The sequence below is a fragment of the Streptomyces sp. NPDC058812 genome (assembly GCF_042744565.1).
Classification (GTDB): domain Bacteria; phylum Actinomycetota; class Actinomycetes; order Streptomycetales; family Streptomycetaceae; genus Streptomyces; species Streptomyces thinghirensis.
The window spans coordinates 1-1,012 of record NZ_JBHYOB010000087.1 but is presented as its reverse complement, the minus strand read 5'-3'; the positions used below and the strand labels follow the sequence as shown (position 1 = coordinate 1,012).

At 76.3% G+C, this 1,012-nt stretch carries 1 protein-coding gene; it reads left to right on the top strand.

Annotated elements, in window-relative coordinates; translation table 11 throughout:
* Positions 1 to 54 precede the first annotated feature (54 nt).
* The gene (locus tag ACFW48_RS38815; RefSeq protein ID WP_030027603.1) at positions 55 to 915 is read left to right on the top strand and encodes a class I SAM-dependent methyltransferase; all 861 of its coding nucleotides are present in this window, start codon (positions 55 to 57) and stop codon (positions 913 to 915) included.
* Positions 916 to 1,012: the final 97 nt, after the last annotated feature.

Here is a 1,012-nt window from a genome sequence, read left to right as displayed (position 1 = left end):
CCCATACTAGGGGTCGGGGCGTCTTTCCGCGCCCCGGCGGGAGGGAGTTCACCCATGGGGCACTTCGCCAACACCGCGCAGGCCGAGGCCTGGAACGGATACGAGGGCGCGCAGTGGGCCCGCAGCCAGGAGCGCTGGGACGCCGTCAACGACGGCTTCAACCAGCCCCTCCTGGACGCCGCGGCCATCCGCGGGACCGACACCGTCCTGGACGTCGGCTGCGGAGCCGGCCGCACCACCCGCCTCGCCGCCCGGCGCGCCGTACGCGGCCGGGCGCTCGGCCTGGACCTGTCGGATCCGATGCTCGCCAGGGCCCGCGAGAGCGCCGAGCGCGAAGGGGTCGCGAACGCCGCCTTCGTCCAGGGCGACGCCCAGGTCCACCCGCTGGAAGCCGAGGGGTTCGATGCGGTCATCAGCCGGTACGGCATGACCTTCTTCACCGATCCGGTCGCCGCGTTCGCCAACCTCCACCGGGCGCTGCGCCCCGGCGGCCGGCTGGCCTTCGTCTGCGCGGCCGAGGCCGAGGCCAACGAGTGGCTCGCCGCGCTGGCCTCCCTCGGCGACGTCCTGCCGCTCGGCGGCTTCGGAAAGGCCGGCGCCCCCGGCATGTTCTCCCTCACCGATCCCGGCCGCATCCGCGGCCTGCTCACCGCGGGCGGGTTCGACGGGATCGGGGTGCGGCGCGTCGAGGCGGCGGGGAAGTGGGGCGCGGACGCGGCGGACGCCGCGGCGTTCCTGCTGGACTCCGGTCCCGGACGGCATGTGCTCGACCAGGTGAGCGAGGCCCGGCAGGACGCGGCGCGCCGGGGGCTGACGGCCGCTCTGGAGCGTCATGAAGCGGACGGCGGGGTGTGGCTGCGGAGCAGTTCCTGGCTGGTCACCGCCGTGCGCGGCGAGGCGGCGGCACGGAGCTGAGCTGACCGCAGCCGCGGCAGGGCAGGGGCCCCGGCCCGTACGCAGGCCAGCGGCCCGTACGCACGCCCACTCCGCGCCCGTACGCGGGGCCCCCGGC